This window comes from Streptomyces sp. NPDC007088 (genome assembly GCF_042869355.1).
Classification (GTDB): Bacteria; Actinomycetota; Actinomycetes; order Streptomycetales; family Streptomycetaceae; genus Streptomyces.
Window position 1 is genome coordinate 63,114 of sequence record NZ_JBIAFO010000024.1, and the last position, 25,951, is coordinate 89,064.

24 protein-coding genes and 1 riboswitch are annotated in these 25,951 nt (G+C 71.6%); of the genes, 17 read left to right on the top strand and 7 right to left on the bottom strand.

Annotation, left to right across the window (positions count from 1 at the left end; translation table 11 throughout):
* Positions 1–533: 533 nt before the first annotated feature.
* Both ACFYMP_RS28010 and ACFYMP_RS28015 read left to right on the top strand, forming a co-directional pair.
* Positions 534–2,354 (top strand): glycosyl hydrolase family 28-related protein, encoded by a 1,821-nt coding sequence (locus ACFYMP_RS28010; RefSeq protein ID WP_388862759.1) that lies wholly within the window; start codon positions 534–536, stop codon positions 2,352–2,354.
* 643 nt (positions 2,355–2,997) lie between these two features.
* Positions 2,998–5,154 carry a glycosyltransferase family 4 protein gene (locus ACFYMP_RS28015; protein ID WP_388862761.1) on the top strand — a complete coding sequence of 719 codons (2,157 nt, stop codon included), beginning with the start codon at positions 2,998–3,000 and terminating at the stop codon, positions 5,152–5,154.
* A 467-nt stretch (positions 5,155–5,621) separates the two neighbouring features.
* Here the strand turns inward: ACFYMP_RS28015 and ACFYMP_RS28020 are convergent, their stop codons facing one another.
* On the bottom strand, positions 5,622–6,515 hold the full coding sequence (locus ACFYMP_RS28020) for an RNA polymerase sigma factor SigF (RefSeq protein ID WP_388862763.1): 894 nt from the start codon (positions 6,513–6,515) through the stop codon (positions 5,622–5,624).
* 166 nt (positions 6,516–6,681) lie between these two features.
* Between ACFYMP_RS28020 and ACFYMP_RS28025 the strand changes: the two genes are divergently transcribed.
* The gene (locus ACFYMP_RS28025; protein WP_388862765.1) at positions 6,682–7,128 is read left to right on the top strand and encodes a TIGR03618 family F420-dependent PPOX class oxidoreductase; all 447 of its coding nucleotides are present in this window, start codon (positions 6,682–6,684) and stop codon (positions 7,126–7,128) included.
* 97 nt (positions 7,129–7,225) lie between these two features.
* On the opposite strand, the gene ACFYMP_RS28030 is transcribed toward ACFYMP_RS28025, so the two are convergent.
* From ACFYMP_RS28030 to ACFYMP_RS28040, 3 genes are all read right to left on the bottom strand, one after another.
* Entirely contained in the window at positions 7,226–8,062 is an 837-nt protein-coding gene (locus ACFYMP_RS28030) for an ABC transporter ATP-binding protein (protein WP_388862767.1), read from the bottom strand.
* Positions 8,049–9,125, bottom strand: coding sequence for an ABC transporter substrate-binding protein (locus ACFYMP_RS28035; RefSeq protein ID WP_388862769.1), 1,077 nt, complete (start codon positions 9,123–9,125; stop codon positions 8,049–8,051). The genes ACFYMP_RS28030 and ACFYMP_RS28035 overlap by 14 nt, the downstream gene beginning before the upstream one ends.
* 61 nt (positions 9,126–9,186) lie before the next feature.
* A complete protein-coding gene (locus ACFYMP_RS28040; RefSeq protein ID WP_388862771.1) occupies positions 9,187–10,071 on the bottom strand; it encodes an ABC transporter permease in 885 nt (294 codons plus the stop codon).
* Between the two features lie 551 nt (positions 10,072–10,622).
* Here ACFYMP_RS28040 and ACFYMP_RS28045 point away from each other — a divergent pair.
* The 5 genes from ACFYMP_RS28045 to ACFYMP_RS28065 all read left to right on the top strand — a co-directional run bounded on the left by ACFYMP_RS28045 (position 10,623) and on the right by ACFYMP_RS28065 (position 14,414).
* The gene (locus ACFYMP_RS28045; protein ID WP_388862773.1) at positions 10,623–11,879 is read left to right on the top strand and encodes an ABC transporter substrate-binding protein; all 1,257 of its coding nucleotides are present in this window, start codon (positions 10,623–10,625) and stop codon (positions 11,877–11,879) included.
* Positions 11,876–12,769, top strand: coding sequence for a carbohydrate ABC transporter permease (locus tag ACFYMP_RS28050; protein ID WP_388862775.1), 894 nt, complete (start codon positions 11,876–11,878; stop codon positions 12,767–12,769). The genes ACFYMP_RS28045 and ACFYMP_RS28050 overlap by 4 nt, the downstream gene beginning before the upstream one ends.
* 1 nt (position 12,770) lies before the next feature.
* Positions 12,771–13,607 (top strand): carbohydrate ABC transporter permease, encoded by an 837-nt coding sequence (locus ACFYMP_RS28055; RefSeq protein ID WP_388862777.1) that lies wholly within the window; start codon positions 12,771–12,773, stop codon positions 13,605–13,607.
* Positions 13,608–13,714: 107 nt separating this feature from the next.
* Positions 13,715–13,951 (top strand): DUF2945 domain-containing protein, encoded by a 237-nt coding sequence (locus ACFYMP_RS28060; protein WP_388862779.1) that lies wholly within the window; start codon positions 13,715–13,717, stop codon positions 13,949–13,951.
* Between the two features lie 46 nt (positions 13,952–13,997).
* The gene (locus tag ACFYMP_RS28065) at positions 13,998–14,414 is read left to right on the top strand and encodes an SRPBCC family protein (RefSeq protein WP_388862807.1); all 417 of its coding nucleotides are present in this window, start codon (positions 13,998–14,000) and stop codon (positions 14,412–14,414) included.
* Positions 14,415–14,523: 109 nt separating this feature from the next.
* On the opposite strand, the gene ACFYMP_RS28070 is transcribed toward ACFYMP_RS28065, so the two are convergent.
* Both ACFYMP_RS28070 and ACFYMP_RS28075 read right to left on the bottom strand, forming a co-directional pair.
* Positions 14,524–16,140 carry a phytoene desaturase family protein gene (locus tag ACFYMP_RS28070; RefSeq protein WP_388862781.1) on the bottom strand — a complete coding sequence of 539 codons (1,617 nt, stop codon included), beginning with the start codon at positions 16,138–16,140 and terminating at the stop codon, positions 14,524–14,526.
* A gap of 97 nt (positions 16,141–16,237) precedes the next feature.
* Positions 16,238–16,747, bottom strand: coding sequence for an SRPBCC family protein (locus ACFYMP_RS28075; protein WP_388862783.1), 510 nt, complete (start codon positions 16,745–16,747; stop codon positions 16,238–16,240).
* A 187-nt stretch (positions 16,748–16,934) separates the two neighbouring features.
* Here ACFYMP_RS28075 and ACFYMP_RS28080 point away from each other — a divergent pair, with 187 nt between their 5' ends.
* A complete protein-coding gene (locus ACFYMP_RS28080; protein ID WP_388862785.1) occupies positions 16,935–17,897 on the top strand; it encodes an SDR family oxidoreductase in 963 nt (320 codons plus the stop codon).
* A gap of 211 nt (positions 17,898–18,108) precedes the next feature.
* Here the strand turns inward: ACFYMP_RS28080 and ACFYMP_RS28085 are convergent, their stop codons facing one another.
* Positions 18,109–18,936 (bottom strand): transglycosylase SLT domain-containing protein, encoded by an 828-nt coding sequence (locus ACFYMP_RS28085; RefSeq protein ID WP_388862787.1) that lies wholly within the window; start codon positions 18,934–18,936, stop codon positions 18,109–18,111.
* Between the two features lie 4 nt (positions 18,937–18,940).
* Positions 18,941–19,126: riboswitch (cyclic di-AMP (ydaO/yuaA leader) on the bottom strand.
* 1,014 nt (positions 19,127–20,140) lie between these two features.
* Here ACFYMP_RS28085 and ACFYMP_RS28090 point away from each other — a divergent pair.
* The 8 genes from ACFYMP_RS28090 to ACFYMP_RS28125 all read left to right on the top strand — a co-directional run bounded on the left by ACFYMP_RS28090 (position 20,141) and on the right by ACFYMP_RS28125 (position 25,660).
* On the top strand, positions 20,141–20,782 hold the full coding sequence (locus ACFYMP_RS28090; RefSeq protein WP_388862789.1) for a DUF1345 domain-containing protein: 642 nt from the start codon (positions 20,141–20,143) through the stop codon (positions 20,780–20,782).
* 222 nt (positions 20,783–21,004) lie between these two features.
* A complete protein-coding gene (locus ACFYMP_RS28095) occupies positions 21,005–21,316 on the top strand; it encodes a gas vesicle protein (RefSeq protein WP_388862791.1) in 312 nt (103 codons plus the stop codon).
* Between the two features lie 79 nt (positions 21,317–21,395).
* A complete protein-coding gene (locus tag ACFYMP_RS28100; protein WP_388862793.1) occupies positions 21,396–21,851 on the top strand; it encodes a gas vesicle structural protein GvpA in 456 nt (151 codons plus the stop codon).
* Positions 21,852–21,854: 3 nt separating this feature from the next.
* Positions 21,855–22,568, top strand: coding sequence for a GvpL/GvpF family gas vesicle protein (locus tag ACFYMP_RS28105; RefSeq protein WP_388862795.1), 714 nt, complete (start codon positions 21,855–21,857; stop codon positions 22,566–22,568).
* A gap of 28 nt (positions 22,569–22,596) precedes the next feature.
* Positions 22,597–22,854: a gas vesicle protein GvpG gene (locus ACFYMP_RS28110; RefSeq protein ID WP_388862797.1), complete on the top strand. Its 258-nt coding sequence runs from the start codon at positions 22,597–22,599 to the stop codon at positions 22,852–22,854.
* Positions 22,855–22,880: 26 nt separating this feature from the next.
* Positions 22,881–23,516 (top strand): hypothetical protein, encoded by a 636-nt coding sequence (locus ACFYMP_RS28115; protein ID WP_388862799.1) that lies wholly within the window; start codon positions 22,881–22,883, stop codon positions 23,514–23,516.
* Positions 23,509–24,819, top strand: a complete 1,311-nt coding sequence (locus ACFYMP_RS28120; RefSeq protein WP_388862801.1) for an SRPBCC family protein — start codon at positions 23,509–23,511, stop codon at positions 24,817–24,819. The genes ACFYMP_RS28115 and ACFYMP_RS28120 overlap by 8 nt, the downstream gene beginning before the upstream one ends.
* Before the next feature lie 391 nt (positions 24,820–25,210).
* Positions 25,211–25,660: a hypothetical protein gene (locus ACFYMP_RS28125; protein WP_388862803.1), complete on the top strand. Its 450-nt coding sequence runs from the start codon at positions 25,211–25,213 to the stop codon at positions 25,658–25,660.
* Positions 25,661–25,951 lie beyond the last annotated feature (291 nt).

Below are 25,951 nucleotides of genomic sequence, written 5' to 3' on the forward strand. Positions count from 1 at the left end.
CCGCGGCAGGTGTTGCGATGGCCGGACAGGTCCGGGCTGTGACCTTGCGAACGTAGGAACCGTCACCGCCTTTTGTCAATACGTTGTATGAACCGGGAACACGTACCGCCTGCCGCCGTACCGGGACGAGGCCGGGCCCGACCGAGGGCAACACGGCGGTCACGGCCGCCTCGGCCCCGGGCGACAACCGACCCTCCCTGCCCGCGCGACGGACGACTCCTCCCACGTCACAGCGGTGCGTCCGGGCCCGGACGCGACGGAGGCCGAGGTATACCAGCAGCTCAGGGCAGAGTCGGGCACATATCCGACCACCACTGACACCTGCGCCGCACTCCACCGGGCGCCGCACCGGCCCACCGCCGAGACCCACGGCCCCACACCCCGGCCCGACACCCGGCACGGCCCTGCGGCGTCCGGCCGCAGCCCAACTCCCGTGGACAATGGTGAGTTGAGGTCCGCTGAACGCATTGACTAAGACCATCGGATGGATTTACATGCCAAGTCACCCACCCCACCCTCAGAGAGGTGCCCCCATGCATCGCAGGACCCGACGGCTCTCCGTCCGGTTTCTCGGCACCGCCTTACTCGGCGCCGGCGTCCTGACCGTGATCCCCGAGGCCGCGGGCCACGCCGAGCCCGCGGGCTCGGACACCGCGCCGGCGTCCCCGGCGGGTGCCAGGACGCCCTTCGTGACGGTGGAGGCCGAGACCGGCAGGCTCGGCGGCGGCGCCGCACTGCGCTCCCTCACCCCGGGCGACCCGGCGCCGACGAAGGCCACCCTGGAGACCGAGGCCTCCGGCTACTCCCTCGCCGAGCTGGATCGGACCGGTGAGTCCGTGACGCTCCCCAACAGTTCCGGCAAGAAGGCCAACACCCTCGTGGTGCGCGCCTCGATCCCCGACGCGCCGGACGGCGGCGGTCTCACGGAGACGCTGAACCTCTACGTCGACGGCGTCTACCGCCAGGCGATCACGCTCAGCTCGAAGCAGGCGTGGAACTACCGCGGCGCCTCCACCAACCCCGACGACCCGCACGCGGGCGGGAAGGCGTACCGCTTCTACAACGAGTTCCCGGTCTGGGTGAAGGGCGCGGCCGTCGCGGCGAACAGCACCGTCACGTTGCGCAAGGACGCCGCCAACAAGGCCGCCGTCTACGACATCGACTCCGTCGACCTGGAGAACGTCGGTCCGGCGCGGACCCGTCCGGAGAACTCGCTCTCGGTTCTCGACCACGGCGCGGACCCGGAGTTCGGGAAGGACTCCACCGTCGCCATACAGAAGACCGTCGACGCCGCGCGCCGACAGGGCAGGCCGGTGTGGATCCCGCCGGGCAAGTACCTCACCAACAGCTTCGACGGAGCCGCGCCACTGGACTTCACCGGCGTGACGGTGCGCGGCGCGGGCATGTGGCACACCACGATCTACCGCAGGCCGCCGCTCCCGGCCCGACAGCGCACACAGATCCTGGTCGGCTCGGGGACCAGGCTCAGCGATCTGCAGATCGACGCCAACGCGCTCTGGCGCGACGTCCGCGGCCCGGGTGGCTCGGACTACGGCATCAACGCCAGTGGCGCCAAGGGCTGGCAGGTCGAGCGGCTGTGGACGCGGCACACCGACGCCAACTGGCTGTCCGGCACGGGCGGCACCATCCGCGACAGCCGGACCGCGGACACGTACGGCGACGGCTACAACGTCAACAACAGCGACACGCCGAGCCCGGACAAGCGGGGCGACGACATCACCGTCCAGAACAACTTCGCCCGCGGTACGGGCGACGACTCCTTCGCCGTCTACTCCGACTCGGGTACCGAGGGCAGGAACGCACAGCTGAACCGCGCCAGGGTGCTGAACAACACCGCCGTCGCCCCGTGGTGGGCCAACGGTCTGCGGATCGCCGGTGGCCGGGACATCGAGTTCCGCGACAATCTGGTGCAGAGCGTGTCCTCGGACAGCGCCATGGACATCGGTGTGTTCGGCGACACCGGATTCCCGCTGGAGTCCGCCACGGTCAGCGGCAACGTCCTGCTGGGCGGCGGCGGCTGGAACGGCGTGCGGCACGGTGTACGGATCGGCTCCCCGAAGCCCACGTCGCTGTACCCGAACGCGTACACCCATGTCACCCTGACCGACAACGTCCTGCGCGGCGCGCTGCGCGCGGGCCTGTACGTCGACAAGAAGAACATCGAGGTGACCCTCAGGAACAACACCGTCGACGGCCCGGCGAACCAGGGCATCTGGATCGCCCCGGGGGTCAGCGGCACCGGGGCCTTCTCCGGCAACACGGTGAAGAACCTGCTGCCGGGCCAGGTGGCGGCCCGCAACGACTCCGAGGACACGTTCCGGGTCGTCAAGTAGGACGGCGGACGCCCTGCGGTCCCGCGCCACGCGGGACCGCAGGGCGCGGCCGGCGCGCGGGCCGTCGTTCGCCGCCCCCACGGAGGGGGACCTGTCCCGCGGGGCCAGGCGTTCGCCCGCGCCATGCCCGCCGAGTCCACGAGGGCGTGGCCCGTACGGCGCATGGTGGCCACGGTGTACCGCCGCCACGGCCGGAAGCGTGCCGTTGCCGGGCTCCCCCTCCGGCGCGGGAGCCGGCCGGCCGGAACGGCGCCGAGTGGTCCACCTCCACCCCGGCGATGATCCGGTCATAGGACTTGACGTCGGCGACACGGCGGCCCTTCGAGTGATCGGGGTAGCCGTCGGGGCGGACGCCTCCGGCGGAAATGGCGTGCGGTCGTTCACTTGGCTCACTCGTGAAACCCGTCCCCCCTGCCGCTCCGCGCAACTCCTACCCTGTTCGCACGTCTGACCTGTGCGTGGCGACGTCGCGACACGCCGGCGACTCGCACTCGGAACTGGCTGAATGACATGCGGCACCTTCCCCGCTCACCACCGGGAACGCGTCCGTGACGCGCGGCTCGTCATCGCAGACGCGTGACGGGCGGCCTCATGGGTCCGGAACCCGACCTGAGCGCCGGACGCTCTCTATGGAGGCAGGTTCATGAGGATCGTCTTTCTGATTCACAACGCGTACGGAATCGGGGGCACCATCCGGTCCGCGGTGAATCTGTCCGGCGCACTCGCGGACCGGCACGAGGTCGAGGTGGTGAGCGTCCATCAGGTCGCCGACGCACCCCAGCTGGCGTTCGACCAGCGGGTGCGGCTCACGCCGCTCATCGACATGCGCGAGGACTCCCCCACCTACGACGGTGACCACGCTTCGGCGCAGCGGCCCAACACCATGTTTCCCGACGTGGGTGTGGACCTCGGGCGGCTGCGCTACACGGCGTTGCACGATGAGCGCGTCGCGGCCTGTCTGGCGGCGACGGACGCCGACGCGGTGATCGCCACCCGCCCGATCCTCAACGGATATCTGGCCCGCTACGGCAGCTCCCGCTATCTGCGCGTCGGGCAGGAGCACCTGTCCCTGGCGGCGCACAGCGAGCAGCTGAGCGCGGATCAGAACGCCGCCATCCGGCGGCTCGACGCGTTCGTCACCGTGTCGGAGGCCGACGCCGCTCACTATCGCGAGGCGTTGCCCGACGCCCCGACCACGATCCGCTGCATCCCCAACGCCGTACCCGCACCCGCCGTGCGGACGGCCACGCTGAACTCCCGCACCGTCGTCGCCGCGGGCCGTCTGGTGCCCGTCAAGCGCTACGACCGTCTGATCCGGGCCTTCGCCGAAGTCTCCCCGAGCTGTCCGGACTGGTCACTGCGCCTCTACGGACGCGGCCCGGACAAGCCCCGCCTGCGCGCGCTCATCGAGGAGCTGGGGCTCTACGACACGGTCCGCCTGATGGGCGCCGTCTCGCCGATCGAGACCGAGTGGGCCAAGGGCGCCGTCGCCGCCGTCTCCTCGGACATGGAGTCCTTCGGTATGACCATCGTGGAGGCCATGCACTGCGGTGTCCCGGTCGTCGCCACCGACTGCCCGCACGGGCCCGCGGAGATCATCAGCCACCACCGGAACGGCCTGCTGGTCCCTCTCAGCCCCAGCACCGGCGACGACGTCTCCGCGTACGCCTCCGCGCTCCGCACCCTGATGGAGGACGACGGACTGCGCCGCGAACTCGGCAGCTCGGCTCAGGTCACGGCGGCCCGGTACAGTCCGGACGGCATCGCCCGGCAGTACCAGGACCTACTCCAGGAGGCCGCCTCCCGTCGGCGGAAGGCCGGGCCCGGCCCGAAGCGGTTCGGCCGTCTGCGCGGCCTCCTGCGCCCCGGCGCGTCCACCGCGAAAGTCACTGTCCCGCCCGCACCGCCGACGGCGCGCCCCGCCGAGACCGGCGAGGGGGGACCGGCCGTCCGGCCCAGCGCCTCCGCCCGTGCCCTGCTCGGAGGCGCTGTCGAAGTCCGCTTCCATGACGCCGCCCTCCTGTCGCCCGGCCCGCTGGATTTCGTGGCCCGCCTGCGCAGGGACCCGCACCAGCGCACCGTGCGCCGGCCCGTGTCCGCCACGGCCGCGGCTGAGGGCTCCCGCGATCTCGTCCTCGTTCTCGACCACGCCGCGGAGCGACTGCCCGAAGGGCGATGGGACTGCTACCTCGCCCCGCGTGACGGCGACACCCGGCTGCGGCTGCGGGCCACTCTCGTCGAGCAGGCCCGGCTCCTGGAGACTCCGCTCACCTGCGGCCCGGACGGCCTCTTCCACCAGATCCCCTACACCACCACGGACGGCTATCTGGCCCTCCGCACCTGGCGGCGCACCGCACACGCCGAGGTCACCCGGGTCAGCGTCGGCGACCACCGGGCCACCGTCACCGCCCGCCTTTTCACCACGACCGACGCGTCGCCGCACGGCGCGACCGTCCGCGCGACTCGGAGGGCCTCTGACACCACTGCCGACGATGTCTTCTTCGACGTACCGGTCGAGGTGATCGGCACCGACGCGATCCGGTTCCAGCTCCCCTACCAACCGGCCCAGTCGCGGTACGTGTCGGAACACGACGTGTGGGACCTCTCCCTGCACCTGCGGCACGTGCCCACGCCCGTGCCCGTCGGGCGCATCGCCGCGGACGGCGTGGACCGGAAGAGAACCGACGTCTGTCCGGCCTCGCTCCTCCCGCACCCGTCGCGAGACACCACCACACGCGTCAGACCTTTCTTCACCGCCGCCAACAACCTCGCCCTCAGCGTCCGCGACCACACCCCCTGACCGCACCGCGCCCGTCCCACCAGCGGCCCGGAACCGGCCCCCGGCGGCCGCACAGACGCCTGGTCCTTGTTCCCTGTCCGGAACGGACAGGGAACAAGGACCAGGGAACGCGCCCTCGGGGACGCTGAGCGGGCTTTTCCGCGCTCCGGATTTCCGGTACCGGTACCCGGGCCGTGGAAGGCCGGCGTCCGCGGAGCCACGGCTGACGCACCCGGTCCCGGGCCCGGGGCGACGCCTCTTCCCGCGACGGCCGGAGCAGTGGCCGCCGCGGCGAGGGCCCGCTACCACTTCTCCGGTAGCGGGCCGACGGGCGCGGGAAGGAGTCGGGCGAACGCGCGGGCGCCGAAGCCGCGGTGGGTCCCTCGGCCGCCTCCGTGAGGAGGTTCCCGGCGGACCGTTGCGGGCGGCGACCTCGGCCGGCGCGGTCTCGTGAGCCGGCCGAGGTCACCGCCCGGACGCCTGTGGTCTCAGTTGTCGGTGAGCAGGCCCGCGCGCAGGGTGGTCAGGGTCCGGTTCAGAAGCCGGGACACGTGCATCTGGGAGACACCGAGTTCGGCTCCGATCTGCGCCTGGGTCATCTCCCGCACGAAACGCATGTCGATGATCCGCCGTTCCCGCTCGTCGAGTTGTTCCAGGAGCGGGGCCAGGGCGTGGAGGTTCTCGATGAGTTCGATCTCGGGGTCGCAGTCGCCACGGATGTCGGCCAGCGTCTGGCCGGAGCCGTCGGCCTCGCCGGAGCCGTCGACGGGCAGGTCCAGGGAGCCCGCCGTGTAGCCGTTGGAGGCGACGAGCCCTTCGATGATCTCCTCCTCGCTCAGGCTGAGGTCCTGGGCGAGTTCGGCGATCGTGGGCTTGCGGCCCTGGGTGGTGGACAGGCGCTCCTGGGCGCGCGCGAGGTCCACCCGCAGCTCCTGGAGGCGGCGCGGCACATGGACGGCCCAGGTGGTGTCCCGGAAGAAGCGCTTGATCTCGCCGACGATGTAGGGGATGGCGAAAGAGGTGAACTCGACCTCACGGGAGAGGTCGAAACGGTCGATGGCCTTGATCAGCCCGATGGTGCCGACCTGGAGGAGGTCTTCCATGTCGCCGTTGCCGCGGTTGCGGAAGCGGTTCGCGGCGAACCTGACCAGCGTCTGGTTCATCTCGATCAGGGTGTTGCGGGCGTACTGGTACTCACGCGTGCCCTCTTCAAGAACCTGCAAGCGGTCCAGGAAGAGCCTCGACAGTTGTCGCGCGTCCTTCGGCGCGATCCTGCCGGTGTCCTCGATCCAGGGCAGCTCCCCAACGGACTGCCGAGCGCCCTCGGCGCCGGCCGTGCCCTGCTGTTCGGGAGACGTCTGTGTCGACGGGAAAACGCTCACGTCATCACCTTCACGTCGTGGGTTGCTCGGGGAGCTTCTGCCCCCTTGGCGCGACGTTACCCTTCGTGGACGGCAACAGTTTCCACGCGGCACCATTTCGGCGGGGAAAAGTGGGCCGGGACGGGTGCGTGGCGCCCTTTCGATCATGGTTGGTAGCGTCGGGGAGATGACCGCGATTTTCGACGAAGCCGTCCGAGCCCGGTTGCGGGCCCCCCACATCTGGTACGTCGGGACGGTGTTTCCCGACGGCGCACCGCAGGTCAGCCCGATGTGGGTGGACCTGGAGGGCGAGGGGGAGCTGACCTTCAACACCTCGGTGGGCCGGGTGAAGGAGGAGAACCTGCGCCACGACCCCCGGGTCTACCTCTCGCACGCGGACGCCGACGATCCCTTCGACCGGGTGCAGATCAGTGGCGAGGTGGTCCGCTTCGTCGAGGGCCAGGAGGCGCACGACCGGATGGACCGGCTGGCCAGGAAGTACCTGGGCAGCGAACGGTTCGAGTGGATCATGCCGGGGGAGCAGCGCGTCGCGGTGATCGTGCGTCCGGTCAAGGTGCGGCACATCGTGGGGGTGGAGCGGTTCCGCCCCGGTGGTCCCACCCCCGCGCAGTGACCGGACTCCGAGCGCGGCGCCGGCCCGGTCTGCCGAAGTAGCTCGGCAGTCCGGGCCGGGCCCGTGGGGCGCGCGCCCTTCGACGACGGCCGGCGCGTCAGGCCGCGGCGGCCTTGACCTCGTGGGAGATCCGCGTACGCAGTTCGGCGAACTCGGCGGAGGCGCGCAGGGCCTCGCCGTCGACCTCACCGCGTGGCAGGGGGACGGGCAGGTCCAGGACGACGGTCCCCGGGCGCTTGCTGAGCACCACCACACGGGAGGCGAGGAACACGGCCTCGTCCGCGGAGTGCGTGACGAACACCGCCGTGCGGCCGGTCTGTGCGGTGACCCTTCGCACATCGTCCTGGAGCCGTTCACGGGTCAGCGCGTCGAGTGCGGCGAACGGCTCGTCCAGGAGGAAGACCGGGTTCTCGGCCGCCAGGGCGCGGGCGATGGCGACCCGCTGCTGCTGGCCACCGGAGATCTCCCAGACCCGTCGCCCCTCGGTACCTTCGAGGCCGACGCGCTCCAGCAGTTCGGCGCGACGCCCCTGCCACTGGTCCCTGCCGACCCCCGCGTAGCGCAGTGCCAGGTCGATGTTGCCGCCGACCGTGCGCCACGGGAAGAGGCGGGGCTGCTGGAAGACGACACCCGCGGCTTCACCCGGCCGGGGCGCCGCGCCCGACACGCGCACGGCGCCGTGGGTGGGCCGCTCGAACCCGGCCATCAGCCGCAGCAGGGTGCTCTTCCCGCAGCCCGAGGCGCCGACGAGAACGACGAACTCCCCGGGCGCCACGTCCAGGTCGACCGGCCCCACTGCCGTGACGGCCTCGGCGCCGCGTCCGTAGCGGTGGGTGATGTTCTCCAGCCGTACGGCCCCCGGGCGCTCTGCCCCCTCCGCCCCGTCCTTCCCCCTCACGTCCGCCGCTCCGGGGCCTGCCTCACTCGACGCCATCGGGCAGCCCCTTCAGGTAGAGCGCCTTGCGGACGGCCTCTGGTGAGGGCGCCGCGTCGATCTGCTTCTGGTCGGCGAGGAACTCTCCGGTGTCGGTCAGGTAGGCGGCCAGCTTGCCCGGCTTGCCCTCGGTGCCGAGCCAGTCGGGCGAGGCGACCTGCGCGGGGCTGAGGAAGACCCCCTGGGTCAGTTGCGCCTTGGCGTCCGCGAGGCTGATGCCGAGCTCGTTCGCTATCGCCTTGGCCGAGCCCTCGGGATCGGACTTGATCCGGCGCAGGCCCTCGGCCTCCACGCGGCGCCATGTCTCGATCGTCTTGGGGTCCTTGGCGGCCAGCGCGTCGGACACCACGGCCAGGTCCAGGGTCGGCTTGCCCCGGCCGCCGATCTCCTTGCTGCTCACGAGCTGGGTCCCGGTCTCGCGCAGTTCGTCGAGGGTCGGCAGCCAGACGTAGGCGGCGTCGATGTCGCCCCGCTGCCACGCCGCGAGAATGGGCTGCGGCTGCAGGTCGATCAGCTTGACGTCGGAGGGCCCCAGTCCGGCCGCCTCCAGCGCGGCCAGCAGGCTGTAGTGCGAGGTCGAGGCGAAGGGGGTGGCGACCGTCTTCCCCTTGAGCCCGGCCACCTCGGTGATGCCGGTGGCCTTGCGCGCCACGAGGGCCTCGTTCTCGCCTGCCACGTCGAGGACGAAGGCGACCTTGTAGGGGATCGGCGAGGAACCGGCGATGCCGCGGGCGAACGGGCTCGACCCGAGCGCCGCGATGTCCAGGGAGCCCCCGATGAAGGCCTGGTTGACGCTGCTGCCCGAGTCGAACTTGATCCAGGTGATCTTGTGGTCCGGCAGGGCTTTCTCCAGGAGCTTCTGGTTCTTGACCAGCAGGTCGCCGCTGGGGAAGGCGAAGTAGCCGATGCGCAGACGTTTCGAGGTGCCGGAGGACCCGCCCTCGTCCGAGGAGCAGCCCGCGACGGCGGCGGAGGCCGCGCCGAGGGCGGCGACGAGCAGGGCGCGGCGGGTCGGCCGGCCTGCGGGCCGGCTGGGGAGGGCTCTGGACGCCGAGAAGGCCATGGGAAGCCGTTTCTTCTGGTAGGGGACGGTACGCCGCGGCGGTGCGGCGGCGGTGAAGGGGTCAGGCGTGGCCGCGCCAGGGCACGACGGTGCGTTCGATCCACAGCAGCAGCCCGTCGATGACCAGGCCGGAGACGCCGATGGCGGCGATCCCGACGAGCACCACCGGGGTGTTGTTGTAGTTGGCGGCGTCCTTGACCATGCCGCCGATGCCCGGCAGGCCGTTGACCAGTTCGGCGGCGACGAGCGAGGAGTACGCCACCCCCACGGCCAGCCGCACACCGGTGAAGATCTCCGGGAGGGCCGAGGGCAGGACGACATCCCTGATGACGTCCCGCCCCGAGGCGCCGAGTGCGCGGGCGGCCTCCAGCAGCTGGCGGGGTACGGCGACGACGGCCGTGGTGGTGGCCACCACCACGGGCGGGAAGGCGGCCACGGCCAGCAGCGTGATCTTCGGTTCCTCGTTGATGCCCAGCCACACGATCAGGAGGGAGAAGTAGGCGAGTGGCGGCAGGGTCCTCAGGAAGGTGACCCACGGCTCGAACAGGGAACGCACCCAGCCGATGGTGCCCATGACGAGGCCGAGGACCACCCCCGACGCGATGCCGATGCCGGCGCCGAACGCGATGCGCCGGAGGCTGATGCCCAGGTGCTCCACGAGGTAGGTGCCGTTGTACCCGCGTACGCCGTCGTGGGTCGTGGAGACGTTGACGAACGCGTCCCACACCTTGGCCGGCGGGGGGACGAGGGTCTCGCTCCAGGCCCCGCCGGCCGCGACCGCCTGCCAGACGACGAGGAAGAGCAGGAGGGAACCGAAGGGCAGCGCGAGGCGACGGGCCACCGCGGCAGGCCGGAGCCGGCCCGAGCGGACGGCGCCGGGGGGTTCGCCGTCCGCGTGGTCGCCGTCGTCGCGCAGGTTTTCGGGCACAGCGGGTGCTGTGGACACGGAGGGGCCTCCACGGGCCTCGGAAAGGACACACCAGTTCCCGCGCGAAGGGCGGGCGGGCAAAGATCCGGAGAAGGGCGGCGACCGCCGGGGGCGGGCACGCCCCGGACGACCACGGCACCTCAGTCGCGGTAGGTCAACAACACGAAGCCGAGTGGCGGCAGAGGTCAACGACCAAGCGGCGCACCAAGGTTGCGTGGATCATGGGGGCAAGTTGTACAGCAGCGCAGGGCACCGCACCAGGCGCTGTCCACTTCCTGGAACAGGCCGCCGCGCGACACACCTCGGGCCGCCGCGTGCGTGCGCAGGGCACCGACGCGGGGCGCCGGGCCCGGTAGGCGGCACACGCACTCCCCCGTGCCGCCGAGTCGCACGGACGAGCGCGGCCACCCCACGCACCGGCCTTGTCCACGGGGCCGGTTGTGGCCTCAGCACCACTGAGAGTTGCGCCACGCTCCCGTAACAACGCTGTCGTAATCGGTCTGCATGGTTGGTCGTTGAGCCGGGGGAACGCTGTTCGGCCAACGAGTGATGACGAGTGGAGACGCGCGATGACGTTCAGCCGAAGGCAGTTGCTGACCACTGGAGGCGGTCTCGCGCTGACCGGCACGCTGGCCGCCGCGTGCGGTGGCAACAGCGGCCGGGAGGAGGACGGCAAGGCGGGCAGGGTCACCCTGCGGCAGTGGTACCACCAGTACGGTGAGGCCGGTGTCGAGCAGGCCGTGCGCCGGTACGCCGCCGCGTACGACAAGGCGGACGTGAGGGTCCAGTGGCGGCCCGGCGCCTACGACGAGCAGACGGCGGCGGCGCTGCTGACCTCGTCCGGTCCTGACGTCTTCGAGGGCGGTCCGACGCTGGACCAGATCCAGGGCGGCCAGATCGTGGACGTCACCGACCTGATGGCCGGGGTGAAGGACGACTTCAACCCCGCCGTGGTGCGGACGTACCAGGACAAGGTCTGGGGTATCCCGCAGGTCGTCGACATGCAGTTGCTCTACTACCGCAAGAGTCTGCTGAGCGAGGCGGGCGTCGAGCCGCCGAAGACCCTGGACGCGCTCGTCGACGCGGCGGGACGACTGACCACCAAGAAGGTCAAGGGGCTGTTCCTGGGCAATGACGGCGGGGCGGGGGTCCTGGGCGGCACACCGCTGTACGCGGCGGGCCTGCGGCTGGTCACCGAGGACGGCAAGGTCGGCTTCGACGATCCGGCCGCCGCGCGCACGCTCGGCAAACTGCGGCAGTTGTACACCGACAAGTCGCTGCTGCTGGGGGCGCCGACCGACTGGTCGGACCCGCAGGCGTTCATCCAGGGGCTCACCGCGATCCAGTGGTCCGGGCTGTGGGCCCTGCCCGCGGTCAAGAAGGCGCTGGGCGAGGACTTCGGGGTCCTGCCGTTCCCCCGGGACGGCTCGGCGGGCCAGCCCTCCGTGCCCGTCGGCGCGTACGGCGCGGCCGTCAACTCCCGCTCCCGGCACCAGGACGAGGCCAAGGCGTACATCAAGTGGCTGTGGGTGGACCGCGGCGACTACCAGGAGGACTTCGCCCTGTCCTACGGTTTCCACATCCCGGCCCGCGTGTCCCTGGCGAAGAAGGCGGCCAAGCTGCGGGAGGGGGCGGCGGCGGACGCCGTGTCCTTCGCCACCGGGCACGGTTACGCGGAGCCGTTGCTGTGGACACCGGCCAGCAAGAGCGCCTATCAGGACGCGCTGAGCCGCATCATCAAGGACGGAGCGAACCCCGACGCCGAGGTGCGGGCCGTCGTCCGCGCGGCGGGGCGCGAACTCCAGCGGGTGCAGAGGAAGTCGTGAGACGGCGCACTCTGTGGTTCTGGGTGTTCGTCGGCCCGTTCGCCGCCGGGCTCGCGCTGTTCACGTACGTGCCGCTGCTGTGGAGCCTGTACCTGAGCTTCTTCGACGCGCACAACACGGTGACCCCGCACGATTTCGTGGGGCTGGGCAACTACACCTCGATGCTCCAGGACCGTGCGTTCGTCGAGAGCCTGGGCACCTTCGGGTTGTTCGCGCTGTTCATCGTGCCCGCCACGTACGTCCTGTCGCTGAGCCTGGCGCTGATGGTGAACCGGCTGAGGTTCGCGCAGGCCTTCTTCCGGTCGGTGTTCTTCCTGCCGACGGCCTGTTCCTACGTGGTGGCCGCGCTGATCTGGAAACTCTCGATCTTCAACGGGGTCCGTTTCGGCCTGGCGAACACCGTGCTGGGCTGGTTCGGCGCCGACCAGATCGCGTGGCTGTCCACCACTGATCCCCCGTGGTACTGGGTGGTGATCGTGACCGTGCGCCTGTGGCTCCAGTCCGGGTTCTACATGGTGCTGTTCCTCGCCGGGCTCCAGCGCGTCCCGGCCCAGTTGTACGAGGCGGCGGCCGTGGACGGCGCGCGGCCCGGCTGGCAGGTGTTCCGGCACATCACCTTTCCGCAACTGCGGTCCACCTCGGTCGCCGTGGCCCTGCTGCTGATCATCAACGCGTTCCAGGCGTTCGACGAGTTCTTCAACCTGCTCAGCGACTCCCGCGGCTACCCGCCGTACGCCCGCCCGCCGCTGGTCTACCTCTACTACACGGCGCTCGGGCAGGGGCAGAACCTGGGCCGCGGCAGCGCGGGCGCCGTGATCCTCGCGCTGATCATCGCGGTGGTCACGGTCGTCCAGGCCCGCTGGTTCGGGCTCGGCAAGAAGGAGGACTGACATGGGACAGGCTCTGCTCGGACTCGGGCGCGCGCTGCGCGTGGTCCTCCTCGTCGCGCTCGCACTGCTCTTCCTGATCCCCTTCTACCTGCTGGTGCGCAACGGCCTGTCCAGCGAACAGGACATCACCGCCCAGGACTGGACCTTCTTCCCCTCGCATCTGCGGTGGTCCAATGTCACGGAGCTGTTCGAGGACCCGGCGGTGCCGATGGCCCGCTCACTGCTCAACTCCGCGCTGATCGCCGTCGTCACGACCGCCGCGACGGTGGTGCTGGCGTCCCTGGCCGGCTACGGGCTGGCGCGCATCCCCTACCGCTACGCGAATCAGGTGTTCTACGCGATCCTCGGGACGCTGATGGTCCCCGCGGCCGTCACCTTCGTGCCCAGCTTCGTGCTGGTCTCCTCGCTCGGCTGGGTCTCCACCTTGCGCGGCCTCGTCGTCCCGACGGTGTTCTCGGCGTTCGCCTGCTTCGTCTTCCGCCAGTACTTCCTCGGGTTCCCCGAAGAGCTGGAGGACGCCGCCAAGGTCGACGGGCTCGGCTACTGGCGTACCTACTGGCGCATCGTCGTGCCCAACGCGCGGCCCGCCTTCGCCGCCGTGTCCACGATCGTCTTCATCGGTGCCTGGAACTCCTTCCTGTGGCCGCTGGTCATCGGCCAGGACAAGTCGGCCTGGACGGTCCAGATCGCCCTGTCCACCTTCACCACCGCCCAAGTGATCAACATCCACGAGCTGTTCGTCGGCGCGGCCGTGTCCGTCCTTCCTCTGCTGCTGGTCTTCCTGCTGCTCCAGCGGCACATCGTGGCGGGCGTCGAACGCTCCGGCATCGACGACTGAGTCCGGCGGCCCCGGCCCGGACCGCGAACCGGAGCCGGGAGGGCCCTGGCGGCCCTCGCTCCGGCCGCCGGAATGCCGCGGTCCCGCTCTCGTGATGTGCTCGGTCCATGGCGAAGAAAAAAGAGGACCGGGCACCGCGCAAGGGTGAGCACGTCGAGTGGAAGTCGCACGGCGGCACCGCCGAGGGCACGGTCGAGAAGAAGATCACCAGCTCGGAGGAGGCGGCCGGCCGCCGGGTACGGGCCTCCGAGGAGGACCCGCAGTACGAGGTGCGCAGCGAGAAGTCCGGCAGCAAGGCGGTGCACCGGCCGGAGGCCCTGCGCAAGAAGCCCAAGCGCTCATGAGGGCCCCCGGGGGCGACGGGCCGGGGCGCTCGTGGCCTCGCTGACGGTGAGCCGCTCGGGCCCGGTTCCCCCCGGGCGGGCGTGGGAGCGTTACGCCCGCCCGGAGCGGTGGTCCGGGTGGGCGCCGCACATCACCCGGGTGGAGACCGGCGCGGACCGGATCGCTCCGGGGGTGAGCGGCCGGGTCTGGTCGTGGTGCCGGGTGCGGGTGCGGTTCGAGGTGGACGAGGTCGACGAGGCGCGCCGCGTGTGGACGTGGCGGGCCCGTACGGGCCCGCTGGCGCTGTACATGCGCCACGAGGTCGCCCCAGACGGCCGGGGTGGCAGCCGCACCCGTCTCACGCTGCACGGGCCGCTCCCGGTGATCGCGCTGTACCGCCCGCTCGCCTCCCTGGCGCTGGGCCGGCTCGTCGCGACGGACCCGGACGGCGCCGACCCGGAGCCCGCTCCGGAGGGCGGCTGAGCACCGCGGCCGGCGAGGCGGTCCGCGACGACCGCCCCTCTGTCTCGGTCCTGCCAGTTGAACGTCCCTCGCCTTCCTCCGACGTGCTTCGACGGGCGGCCACGGACGTTCAGCGCCGTCCTCCGCGGTCGCGGTGGGTCAGGCGGTTCTGGAGGTGGGACAGGGCGCCGGAGCGCCGGTCGCGCAGGGCGGACCGTGCCGCGTTGGCCCCGGGGGCGCCGTGCACCCCACCGCCGGGGTGAGCGGAGGCGGAGGCGAGGTAGAGCCCGGGAACGGGGGTCTCGGGGCGGCCGGTACCGGGGGTGGGGCGGAAGAAGAGCTGCTGGTGCATGGCCGTGGTGCCGCCGTTGATGGCGCCGCCCCGGAGGTTGGCGTCCAGGTTCTCCAGCGTCGTCGGGGCCAGGACGCGCCGCGCCCTGACGAGGGCGCGGAAGCCGGGGGCGTAGCGCTCGACCTGCGCCTCGACGCGGTCCGCCATCACCTCCTGCTCCCGGGCGTCCCAGGTGCCGGTCAGCCCTTCGTCTCCCGCGTCGCCCCGCACCCGGTGCGGTACGTGCGTATAGGCCCAGGCCGACTCGGTGCCCAGGGGCGAGCGGGAGGGATCGGTGGTGGTCATCTGGCCGAAGAGGGTGAAGGGCTCGTCGGGGACTTGGCCCATGGCGATCTGCGCGGCGAAGCGGGTGAGGCCGTCCACGCCCTCGGCGAGATGGACGGTCCCCGCCTGCGCGGCCTGCGGACAGGACCAGGGCACGGGCCCGTTGAGCGCCCAGTCGACCTTGAAGGTGGCGAAGTCCCACTGGAAGCGCCTGAGGTCGGCGAGCAGCCGCCCGGGGAGGTGGTGCCCGGCCACGAGGGAGCCGTACAGGTCGGGCGCGGACACGTCGGCCAGTACCGCTCTGCGGGCCGGCACCTCCTCGCCGCCCGAGGTGCGGACGCCGACGGCCCGGCCGCCCCGGACGAGGACCTCGGTGACCCGTTCCCCGCAGCGGACGCTCCCGCCGCGTCGCGCCAGCCGGCGGACGAGGGCGGCGGTGAGCGCCCCGGAGCCGCCGGTGGGGACGGGGAACCCGTAGGTCTGGCCGAGCATCGACATGAGCCAGCCGAAGCCGCCGCTGCCCGCCGCTTCCGGTGCGAGGTCGGCGTGCAGGGCGTTGCCCGCGAGCAGCAGCCCGCCGCCCTCGCCGCGGAACTCCTCCTCGCCCAGCCGCCGTACCGGCAGCACCATGGTCCTGGCCAGGCGCAGCCCGCCCGCCGCGCGCAGCCGCAGCGCGAGCCGGGCCACGGCGCGGACCGGCGGGAAGGGGGTGAACAGGGCGTCGACGACGCCGGGCCGCAGCGTCTCCCACACCGTCCGCAGTTCCTCCCACGCGGCCCCGTCCCCGGGGGCGAAGGTGTCCAGGCTCGCGGCCGTCTCCTGCGGGTCGCGGCTGAGCACCGCGCAGCGTCCGTCCCGCAGCGGATGGGCGAGGACCTTCGGGGCGTGGCTCCAGCGCAGCCCCTCCCGCTCCAGGCGCAGGCCTGCGATGACGGGGGAGGCCGCCGCGAGGGGGTAGAAGGTGCTGAAGAGGTCGCTGACGAACTCGGGGTCGACGCCCCGGTCGTGCCGGACGGCTCCCCCGGGCTGGTCCTGGGCCTCCAGGACCTCCACCGACCAGCCGGCGTCGGCCAGCAGATTGGCGGCCACCAGACCGTTGGGGCCCGCCCCGATCACCACTGCGTCCGGCATGGCGCACTCCCGGCTCGGCGGGTGGCGCGGCACCCGGACTCAGGTTCCGGGGCGCGTGGACCACCCGGATCGGACGGCTGACGCCATACGTCCGGCGTCACGCCTCTGGGCGCGGCCGGGCCGCGCCGGGTCCTGGTCGCTGTCTCCCCCGGCCCGCAGCGGTGCGGGCCGGGGTCTCGTCCTGTTCGCACAGCCGGGCGAGGCGGCGCAGCATCGCGCGGTGCCGCACCTGTTGCGCGGCCTCCAGGACACCGTTGTGCAGGAGACCTCCGGCGCCGCGCAGCGGGTGCTCATCGAGGACGATCAGCGTGTCCTCGCCCCAGGGCCGCAGTTCCAGCGCGATTCTCGCCGTTCCCAAAGGCCCGCTCTCGGCCTCCAGTTCGAGGACGCGGGGTGGCTCGCTGCGACGGACGACGGTCTGGTTGCGCAGCGTGAGCGGCCCGATTCTGATCGCGTAGCGCACCACGGCGTCCAGCTCGGGCCAGCGCCCTTCCTCCGGCTCGACCCGCGCGGTTCCGACGACCCAGTCCCCGTAGCGTTCCACGTCGGACAGGACCGCCCAGACGTCCCAGGGAGGCTTCCTGATCAACCGGTGCCGTACGGCCATGGGGTCCCTCCACCGTCCGATTGCCGCTTTCTGCCCGCCGCGCGTCCCACGCTAGGCCCCGGGGCGCTCGCCCGCGCGGGGACGGCGGCCGTCCCGGTACCGGTGGCCGCCCGCCGTGAGGCAGTCGGCCTTGGCGACGGGCATCCTTGGGGCGTGGGGGCCACCTGTCGCGTCGTGTGGAGGTGCCATGTCTGTCGCGCGTTCGCTGGACGGCCGTACGGCGGTGGTGACCGGGGCCGCTCGCGGCCTCGGCGCCGGGATGGCGGGGGCGCTGGTGCGGCGCGGCGCCCGGGTGGCGCTGCTGGGGCTGGAGGCGAAGGAGCTGGCGCGGACGGCTGCCGCGCTTCCTGAGGGGTCCGCGCACTGGTGGGTGGTGGACGTGAGCGACGCCGGGGCGATGGAGCGGACGGCCGCGCTCGTGCGGTCCCGCTTCGGCTCTCCCTCGGTGGTGGTGGGCAACGCGGGCATCGCGGAGACCGGCCCGTTCGTGGACTCCGATCCGGACGAGTGGCGACGGGTCGTCGAGGTGAACGTGGTGGGCAGTGCCGTGACGGCACGGGTCTTCCTGCCCGATCTGCTGCGCACCCGGGGGTACTACCTCCAGGTGTCCTCCCTCGCGGCGCTCGCACCGGCCCCCCTCATGAGCGCGTACTGCACCTCGAAGGCGGGCGCCGAGACCTTCGCCCAGGTGTTGCGGGCCGAGGTGGCGCACCGGGGTGTGGGAGTGGGGGTGGCGTATCTGAGCTGGGCCGACACGGAGATGATCCGGGCGGGCGACTCCACCCGTGCCCTGCGCGCGCTGCGGTCCGCGCTGCCGTGGCCCGCCTCCCGGACCTACGCGGCCCCTGTGGTCGCGGAGCGTCTGGTGCGCGGGGTCGAACGCCGTGCCGCCACGGTCGACGCCCAGCAGTGGGTGCGCGGAGTCCGGCTCGCCCGTGCCTGGCTGCCGCCACTGGTGACCCTTCGTTCCCGGTGGCTGATGCGGCACCTGGAGCGGGAAGGGGGCGCCGCGGCGAGCGGTCCTCTGGGGGAGGGCGGGGTAGCGGCGGCGGCCGGGCGCGCCGACGAGGCCGGAGGTCACGGCCGTGGGTGCGGGCGTGGCCGGTCCCCCGGTTCCGGGAGCGACCGTGACCGCGGGCCCACCGGCTGAGCGGCGGCGCTCGGGCGTTCCGCCGGCAGGCCCCGCTCACCGGTGTGCCCAGCGGACGGAGCTTTCCGGGGGCGGCCGGAGCGCCCCGCGCGAGGTCCGCCGGCCTTGTTCCGTCCGGTGCCTCACGCCCGGCGCGGCAGTGACGGGTGGGGGAGGAGCCCGCCGGCTCCTCCCCCACCCGTCATCCGTGCGCGTCCGGGGACGTCCGGCCTCAGTACGGACCGTTCACGTTGTCGATCGAGCCGTAGACGTGCGCGGCGTAGTTGCACGCGGCGGTGATGTTGGCGACCGGGTCGAAGCTGTCCATGGACGTGCCGGGCACGTGGTACGCCTGGAAGGTCGGGTCGATGACCTGGAGCAGCCCCTTCGACGGGGTGCCGGCGGCGGCGTTGGAGTCCCAGTCGTTGACGATCGTCGGGTTGCCGGAGGACTCACGCATCACGTTGCGGTGGATGCCCTCGTAGCTGCCGGGGATGCCGTGCTCGGCCATGATGGCCAGCGACTGCTTGATCCAGCCGTCGAGGTCGTTCGTGTACGTCGCGGGCTGCGCGGCGGGGGCCGCGGTCTTGCTCGCGGCGGCCTCGGTGGCGGCCTTCGCCGGGGCGGCGGGCGGGGTGCTGGTCCGCTGCGAGCGGTCGGCGCGGTCGGCGCCGGTCCGCCCGGCCGAGGCGCCGGACGCCTTGGCCTCGCCCTTGCCGCCGACGGTCAGCTTCAGGCCGGGGTGGATCAGGTCGGGGTTGTCGCCGACGGCCTGGCGGTTGTCCTCGTACAGCTTGTGCCAGCCACCCTCGACCGAGTGGCTCCTGGCGATCTTGGCCAGGGTGTCCCCGGAGACCACGGAGTAGGCGGCGGGGGCGGTGTCCGCGGCCGGGGCGCCGGCCGCGGCCTTCTGCTCGGCCGCCGGGTGGGACTGCGCGGCGGAGGCGATGTTCGCGCCGAACAGGGGAAGGGCCAGGGCGGCTCCCCCCGTGCTCACGGCGATCAGTCCGCGGGTCAGCGACCGGGACGTGCGACGACGATTGTTGCCCAGTGCAGGCATGGTGCGTTCCTCTCCGTCGCCTACGAGGTGAGCTGTCGGGTTCAGGCTGGAGATGCCTGGCCGCGATGAACGCGACTTCACCCCGAGCCGTTCCGGAATCCGGATCGGCGACTTACCTGGGTCCCCCGCTCCTGCCGTACGTGAATAGGTCGGGTTTCCGGACAGCGGCAGGATTCGGCGTTCTGCCCGGATGGACCGTGACGTTAAGCGAGAGGCGCCGGATCGGACAAGCTTCGCATTCTTGATCACAAAGCATTTACATGATCAACGGGGATGACCGCGAGTTCCCCTGCTTTCTTCGCGGTGTCAACTTTCTTTGCAGGGAAAGGAATGGACGCACACCCGCGGGAGTCGCCTCACGCGAAAGTGACCCTCGCCACCGAGTCCGATTAGTGCGTTTTGCTCTGTCGCGGAAGGGGGCGATCCCACCCCGACGTAGGTGAGGACCGGCGCGCGCACATCGCCACAAATGCCTCATAAGGTGCGACAAACGGGCCGTTTCGGCGCCGGACCGGCCCCCGGACGCACTGAAGGACGCGGAGGACACCTCCGGCCCCCGACCGGCCCGTCTCCATTCGGCCGGGAAAGGCGGCCGACGGGGAAAGATCACGCGGGGGAAACGGGGCGGCGAGCTACGGGGAAGATCGCCGGGGCGGAGCGAAAGATCACGCCGGGCGGTCGAGATCAGACTCCGGGACTCCAGGACTCCGGGGCAATGATCGCGTGAGGGTCTGATTACCAACGGATACGGCGCCCCTCTCCCCGGCGGTCCCGCCCTCTCCTTTGCCCCATGGAATTGATCAATGAATTCGTCATCGGCATTCAGCCCCCGGCATTCACCCTTGCGACACCGACACCGAGACCGACACCGCGCACCGCGCACCGGCACCGGGCCGGGAGGTAATGCGCGGAATTCCCTGCCGGGTGCGGCCAATGACGGAACGCCAAACCCGGACGGCTGTCTGTTGGCGCCCAAGTGCGTTCGTGTCGCCGGTGGTTCGGCCATCGCACGCCCGCACCCGGTGGGGGGGGCGTCCACCCGTGCGCGTACGTATACACCCGGCCCCCGGCGCGCAGCGGCACAGGCCGGGATCCGGTCGCTTGCCCCGTCGGGGTGAAGATTCCTCCCCCGGGGGCCGGAGGGCGACCGCTGCGCTGCGCAGAGGCCCCGCGCCACGCGCGCCGGGCCGTACGGTCACGTGCCATGAGTATCTGGCTGCCCCTGTCCGCGGTTGCCCGGCTGGTGCGCGCGACGGCCCTCGGAGTGGTGGCGGGCGTCCTGGTCGGCGTACTGGTCGACGCGGCGTTCGGCGTCCTCGCGGGGATCGCCACGACGGAACTGGTCTTCGTCCTGGCCGGCTGGCTCACGCTGTGGCCGATGGACGCCGAGGGCACGCACCGCAACGCCAGCCGTGAGGACTTCCGGCCCGCGCTGGAGGAGTGCGTCGTCGTCGGGACCGCCCTGTGCGGACTGATCGCCATCGTGGTGCTGCTGCTGGACGGAAAGTCGGGAAAGGGGAACGCCGCGGCGGCGGTGGCGCTGGGCGGGGTGTTCACGTCCTGGGCCGCGCTGCACCTCATGTACTCCGCCCGCTACGCGTACGCCTACTACGGCGCCGGGGGCGGTGGGAACGGTATCGACTTCAACTCCCAGGAGCCGCCGACGTACCGCGACTTCCTCTACTTCAGCTACAACCTGGGCATGACCTATCAGGTCTCGGACACCGCCGTCTCCAGCTCCAGGGTCCGCGCGATCGCCCTGCGGCACTGCCTGCTCTCCTACGTGTTCGGCACGAGCGTCCTGGCCACCACGATCAACCTCGTCACCGGCATCGTCACCGGCTGAACCCGGTCCCCTCCCCCGCCGGCCCCGGAGGACGGGCGCCGTCCGGGCGGCCACGTGGACCACCCCTGCCGGCCCCGCGACGCCGGTCACGAGGCCGTACGGCTCCTCATGCATACGTTCGGTGGCCCAGGGCACTCGCAGTTCAACCACGAACCAGCGGCCGAACGCGCTGATCGCGACGGTCGCGGCAGGAAGTTCTGACGACGCACTACGGGCGGGAACATGTCGACAAGCGAGGACACCGAAAACAAGGGTGACAGCGGTGAGAAGAAGCCGGAGCGGGTCAGCATCGCGACCGCTATGCGCAGCGCTGCCGCCCAGCTCACCGAGCTGCTCCAGCGCGAGGCTGTCTCCGTGTCCTCCGTGAAGGCCACGGACGAGGGCTGGATGGCGGACGTCGAGGTGGTGGAGATCGAGAAGATCCCGGACACCATGAGCGTGATGGCCACCTACCACGTCTCCCTCGACGGCCAGGGCCAGCTCATCGGTTACGAGCGGGTGCGCCGCTACGCGCGAGGACAGGTCGACCGCTGAGTCGTGCCCGGATATCGAGAAAGAAGTCCGTACCGAGCGTGTGAGGCCGCTCGATCACTGACCGGAAGGAAGGTCGACCATGAGTCTCGTACAGCAGAGCAATGCATCCGGCAGCGGAGGTGGCTCCGGAAATCTCTACGACGTTCTTGAGCTGATCCTGGACCGGGGGCTCGTCATCGATGCCTTCGTCCGCGTTTCCCTCGTGGGGATCGAGATACTCAAGATCGACGTACGCGTCGTCGTCGCGAGTGTGGACACCTACCTCCGCTTCGCCGAGGCGTGCAACCGTCTCGACCTCGAGTCGGGACGCAAGGCCCCCACCCAGCTCACCGACATCGTCGGCGACACGATGGAGAGCGGGGCGAAGGGGAAGTCGAAAGGAGCGTTGACCGGCGCCGTGGAGGCGTTCAGCGAGTCCTTCAAGGGCGGTCGCGACAGCTCCGAGAACGAGGAAGAAGGGGAGAAGGAGAAGCGCCCCGCGCGCAAGACCTCTTCCAGCAGCAGCCGCCGTACCACTTCGCGTCGGGAGGACTAGTCGATGCCCACGTACATCTACGCCATCACGGCAGCGGACCACCCGCTGAAGCTGGACGGCCTGAACGGCGTCGGCGAGCCGGCGTCCCCGCTCCGTACGCTCAAGACCGGCAGCCTCGCCGCCGTCGTCAGTGACGCCCCCGAGGACCTGCGCGCCAAGCGGCGCGATCTGGTCGCACACCAGAGCGTGCTGGAGCGGCTGATGGCCGACGGTGCGGCCCTGCCCATGCGCTTCGGCCTGGTCGGCCCCGACGACGAGCAGGTGCTCGACGTCCTCGGCCAGGAGGAGGAGGGGTACCGCGACCGCCTCACCGAACTGGACGGCCGTCTGGAGTACAACCTCAAGGTCTCCCGGGCGGAGGAGGGGCTCCTGCGCGAGATCCTCACCGAGTCGCAGGAGGCCAGGCGCCTGAGCGACTACACCCGGCAGAACCCCGCGGCGCAGGACCAGAAGATGGCCCTCGGCGAGCTGATCTCCCGCGAGGTGCAGGCGCGGGAGGAGCGGGAGGCCCAGGAGCTGACGGCCGCCCTCGCCTCCGCCGCGGAGCGCACCGCGCAGGCCGACCCCACCAAGAAGCACTTCCTGAACGCGTCCTTCCTCGTGAAGCGCGAGGAGGCCGCCCGGTTCTCGCAGGCGGTGGACGAAGAGGCCGAACGGCGCGGCGACGAATACGAGTTCGCACTCAACGGCCCGCTCCCGCCGTACAGCTTCGTCTGAGTCTCCTCTCCCCCGATCGGAGGGCCCAGTGGGTCTCATCTCTCACATCCTCACCCTTCCGCTCGCGCCCGTACGAGGAACGGCCTGGGTCGTCGATCAGGTGGTCCTCGCCGCGGAGCGTGAGTACTACGACCCGGCGACCGTGCGAGCGGAACTGGGGGAGCTGGAGAAGGAACTGCTGAGCGGTGCCATCGACGAAGCGGAATTCGATCGGCGCGAGGACGAACTGCTGGACCGGCTCGGCGAGTACGAGGCCCACCAGGCACGGCTACGAAACAACTCCTGAATGCGGGAGATTGAGGTGTTCGAGAGATGACAGAGATGAACGGCAACACGAAGATAGGCGTGGCTCTGGTGGGTGGTTACCTGCTGGGGCGTACGAAGAAGGCCAAGATGGCCGTTGGCCTGGGTATGTACCTCGCCGGCAAGAAGCTGAACTTCGACCCGAAGCAGCTCGGGAAGCTGGTCGCCAACTCGCCCGTCCTCGGGTCGCTCAACGATCAGGTGCGCAAGGAACTCGTGGGCGCCACCAAGTCGGCGGCGACGAAGGCCCTGACGCAGCGGGCGAGCGGTCTGGCCGACTCCCTGCACCGGCGGACCGCCGATCTGGAGGACCCCGACGGCAAGGAGGACCGCGACCGGGAGTCCGGGGAGCGGGAGGACCAGGACGGTCCGGACGCCGAGGAGCGCGAGGACGACGGCGACGAGGGCGGCGACGAGGGCGAGGGCGAGGAGAAGCCGGCGCCGCGCCGCAAGGCCGCCACCGCCAAGAAGACCGCGAAGAAGACGGCCGGTTCGTCCGGGACGCAGACCTCCCGCGGCCGCGACGGTTCCTCGGACGGCGGCGCCCGCAAGAAGACCGCCTCCACCGCGCGCAAGACCGCTTCCGGAGCCCGCAAGACCGCGTCCTCCACCACGCGCAAGGAGCGGGGTGGCGACAATGGCTGACTCGGCTTTCGGCAAGCTCAAGGACGAGGTGGTCAAGAACCCGGCCACCGACCGCCTCAAGGAGGAGTTGCAGAACTACCTCAAGGCGCGGGCCCAGCACGCGATCACCGACCTCAGCGGCAAGCTCGGCGAAGGGATGGGCAAGCTCGCCGAGGGCAAGGCCGGCCCCGGAGGCGCGGTCAAGAGCCTCGCCAAGGGCGGTCAGGCGCTGAGCGAGGGGAAGTCCCCGGCGCAGGCGGCCATGACGGCCGGCGTCTCGCATCTCAAGGACACGGTCAAGGACAAGGTCAAGGGATTGTTCGGCAAGGGCCGCAAGAGCGGCGGCGGCAAGTCGAAGAGCGTCACGATCTCCGAGGACATCGACGTCGGCGTCCCGGTGCGTGAGGCGTACGACCAGTGGACCCAGTTCCAGGAGTTCAGTACCTTCGGGAAGGGTGTCGTCAGCGTCGAGAAGGCGGACGACACCACCAGCAACTGGAAGGTGAAGGTCGCCAAGTCCACGCGTAGCTGGAAGGCGAACGTCACCGAGCAGGTGCCCGACGAGCGGATCACCTGGACCACGGAGGGCGCCAAGGGCACGGTCAAGGGCGTGGTCACCTTCCACGCCATCACCGACAACCTCACCCGGGTGCTGCTCGTCCTGGAGTACTTCCCGAAGGGCCTGTTCGAGAAGACCGGCAACATCTGGCGCGCCCAGGGCCGCCGGGCCCGTCTGGACCTGAAGCTGTACCGCAAGTTCATCATGATGCGCGGTGAGGCCACCGACGGCTGGCGCGGTGAGATCCGTGACGGCGAGGTCGTGGTCGAGCACGACGACGCGATCGAGGAGGAAGAGGCCCGCGCCGCCGAGGAGGAGGGTTCCGAGTCCTCGCAGGACGACGACGGGCCCGAGGCGGACGGGAGCGACTCGGAGGACGCCGAAGACGCCGAAGACGCCGAAGACGCCGAAGACGCGGAAGACGCGGAAGACCCCGACGCTGAGGCCCGCGACCCCGAGGACGACTCCGACCCCGACTCCGACTCCGACGAGGAGTACCTCGACGAGGACGAGGAGGAGGTCCCGGAGGAGGAACTCGCCGAGGACGAGGACCCGGAGGACGACGGGGAGTACGAGGACGAGGACGCTCCCGCCGAGGAGGAGCCCGCCGACGAGCCCGAGGAGAGCGAGGCCCCGGCCGACGAGGAGCCGCCCGCCGACGAGGAGGAGCCGGAGGAGGAGGCCGACGAGGAGGAGCCGGCTGAGGAAGAGGACGAGGAGCCGGCGCCTCGTAAGCGGCGCCGTACCGCCTCCGCGCGAGGCTGACCCGCCTTCGGCGCACGCCGCCCGTCGCAGCCGCCCGCCGCTTCGCGCGGATGTGACGCGGCGAGGGGCGGGGCACGGCGGAGTGTTCCGCCGGGGCTGAGCGACACGCGGCCCGAACCACCGGCCGGCCGTACGGGGGATGTCCTTCCGGGACTCCCCCGTACGGCCGGCCGGACTCGTGTCGGCACTCCCCCGTACGGCCGGCCGGGCTCGCGTCGGCCCGCACGCGAGGACCCCGCTCGACGCCCAGAGGACCGGCCTCGACGCCCCAAGGGCCGGTCTCGACGCCCGGAGGACCGGCCTTGTGGGCCGGACCCGGCGGACAGGCGCTCGGCGCGGACCGGACCGGCCCATCTGGTTTCAGACGGGATCGAACGGCCATACGGATGTCATGACTGCACAGAGCGAAGAGAACAAGAACTCCAAGGGTGCGGCCGCGAAGGTCGCCGAGGGGGCGAAGGCCACGGCCGACAAGGGGCGTGGGACCACGAGCTCCGTCGGGACCGCCGCCAAATCCAGCTCAGCGGTCGCCACCTCGAAGGCCAAGTCCTCCGTCCACGCGGCCAAGGAGTCGGCGCAGGCCGGCGTCCGCTCGGCCCAGGAGGTCGGCAAGCTCGCCGGCGCCGGCTGGCAGAACAGCCGGGACGCCGTCAAGTCGACGGTGGGCAAGGCGGCCGGTGCCGCGGGCACGGCCTGGACGGTGATCAAGCACCGCAAGGCCATCGCCGCGGGTGCCGCCGGCGCCGTGGCCGGCGCGGTGGGTGGCGCCTACGCGCTGGGCCGCCGTACGGCGGCCGGCCGGCAAGGGCCGCTCACGCGGCTGACCGGCGGCCGGATCTGAGGACGGCCGCCGAGGAGCGGGGCCGAAGGGCGCCGTTCGGGGCGGGGGGGGGGGGGGGGGCCGGCGGGGGGCCGGGGGGGCCCCGCCCGCCCCGCCCGGGGGGGGGGGGGGGGGGGCCCCGCGCCCGGGCGGGGGGGGGGCCCCCCCGCCCCGCGCGGGGGGGGGGCCCGGGGCGGCGGGGGGGGGGCGCCCCCCGCGCGGGGGCCGGGGGGGGCCGCGGCCCCCCCCCCCCCCCCGCACGCCTGTGGTCTCAGTTGTCGGTGAGCAGGCCCGCGCGCAGGGTGGTCAGGG